This window comes from Microcoleus sp. F4-D5, assembly GCF_036704885.1.
Lineage (GTDB): Bacteria > Cyanobacteriota > Cyanobacteriia > Cyanobacteriales > Microcoleaceae > Microcoleus.
On sequence record NZ_JAUBSX010000179.1, the window covers coordinates 1 to 1928 of the forward strand.

At 48.1% G+C, this 1928-nt stretch carries 3 protein-coding genes; 1 reads left to right on the top strand and 2 read right to left on the bottom strand.

Annotated elements, in window-relative coordinates:
- Positions 1–301: 301 nt before the first annotated feature.
- Positions 302–652: a hypothetical protein gene (locus QUA80_RS33380; protein WP_333429181.1), complete on the bottom strand. Its 351-nt coding sequence runs from the start codon at positions 650–652 to the stop codon at positions 302–304.
- Positions 653–1213: 561 nt separating this feature from the next.
- On the opposite strand from QUA80_RS33380, the gene QUA80_RS33385 reads away from it, so the two are divergent.
- Positions 1214–1429 carry a hypothetical protein gene (locus QUA80_RS33385; protein ID WP_333429182.1) on the top strand — a complete coding sequence of 72 codons (216 nt, stop codon included), beginning with the start codon at positions 1214–1216 and terminating at the stop codon, positions 1427–1429.
- A 90-nt stretch (positions 1430–1519) separates the two neighbouring features.
- On the opposite strand, the gene QUA80_RS33390 is transcribed toward QUA80_RS33385, so the two are convergent.
- Positions 1520–1837, bottom strand: coding sequence for a hypothetical protein (locus tag QUA80_RS33390; RefSeq protein ID WP_333429183.1), 318 nt, complete (start codon positions 1835–1837; stop codon positions 1520–1522).
- Positions 1838–1928: the final 91 nt, after the last annotated feature.

Here is a 1928-nt window from a genome sequence, read left to right on the forward strand (position 1 = left end):
TCTCTCGTCCCCTCGCTATCTCTGAACTCCTCACCTTTCGGGGGTTTCAATATCTCACTCCTTAAGAGAACAGTGCCCAGATTCATTAATACTATCTTGCTTTACAGCAGCCCAAACTTTCAGAAATATAGCACTCGCTGTTTTCCAAAAAGCAAGCACTGTATATCAAACCAGCACTCATAAATATCTAAAATTCCGACAGTCGTCTTGGGAGGCTTTTTTTACGCCTCACCGCAAAGGCCTCCCGCACTTCTTTGAACTCAGAACTCGATCGCTCCAAAATCGACCTGCGACCATCGCTCTAAATCTTGCCTTCAAACCTCTGATGCCAGATGATATACCCCGACACGGTAACAACCAGAGCGATACCTCCTCCTACCCAAGCCAGCATAGGATTGTAACCGCTGCGGCTGAGGGTCTGCATCCATAGGTGAGTGCGGTCGGAGGATATCAACCAATCTGCGACGAGCGGAAAAAGATACATCAAAGATGCACCAACGATAAGCCAGCCCGCCATAGAGGCGACCAGAAAGATAGTTTTGGCTGTAGATTGGCTGCCCACGAGCAATTGCGGTAAAGAACTAACTTTGAGATTAGCAAAGAAGATGCGTTGTGTCAGCACAGGTACAGCCCGAGACAGCGGGCGGTGCAAGCGTGAAACTGCAGAATTGATTTGAAGCCAAAGGTAAAGGGCGTTGCTGATTTAGGGTATGACTGGCTCAATATGCAAGTCATATCGTTTCCGGTTGCATTGGAATCATAAAATCGAGTCAACAGTCAACAGTCAACAGTCAACAGTCAACAGTCAACCATCATTCCGGTGTTACCGGAATGGATATCATATAAACCAGTATCCACAAAACTTCGGGATTTTCAAGTTATTTTTTTCATACCCCGATCAAGCAACGCCACCGCCTGCATTGCTGGATCGAGGTATGATTGATGCGATCGCCCCAGGCGAATATTGCTGAATACGACTCGGGTTGAATTGTTTTTTATGAATTGCTCACCGCCTCAACCTTACCTAAATTCAGCAGCGCTAAAAGTTCTAATTGTTCCACAGCTCCGCTGGGTTATTGTGACTTCGATCGCTTGTAACGCAGACGCGGCTTACCCAACACCTTCAGTATTATCACGCAGAAAATGCCAGCACCATCACTTGCTCTCAAGGGAAACCAGGAGATGATTGAAGTGTCGAGTTCAAAGCAATACCGTGTCATCAGTCAACCTTCTCCCCGGCGCTATCAACGAAATCATCGCTACTGTCACCGATACTCACCGCCTTACCAAAGCTGACCGCTACGGCATGATGGCCGCCATCCTCGACGAGTCTATTACTGAAGAAGAACGCGGCTCGCTCGACCGCCTGATTCGCTCCCTGCTCAAAGGTCGAATTCAAGTCGCTGACGAACTCTCTACCGTCTTGTAAAAAACAAAAAGCTGATTGAGAACTCGACACTCTACAGCGGCTTTTTGTTGGGAAAGTTTAGACAAGTCGCGCTGTACAACTCTCTTGCGATTAAGGGGACAAACCGAAATCTTCCGGTTTCCACAAACTCGATGCCGCGCGCCCGAACATGAGAACATCCTGAATTTGCTCTTCGGTCACGCTTTCGTCGAACAGCCAAACTTTGGTGGTGGGGATGCCGGTTTCGCCGTCTCCTTTCGTCCAAATCTTCATAGTTCGAGTTTCGCCGACGGCAATCTTGGGGCGGTCTGCTTCTGCAACAAATCCCAGGGGGTAGAACCCGACTAACTCAGCGCTTTGGGGGTACATCAAATCTACGGCAAGCGTGGGGACAACCTTACCGGTGCGGGGAGCTGCCCAATCCCGCAATACGATTCTAATTTGGGCTTGCTGAATAAGTGATCGCCAATCAATAACAAAAGCGATCAATATATTCAACCAACGTTAAATATGAGTTTTT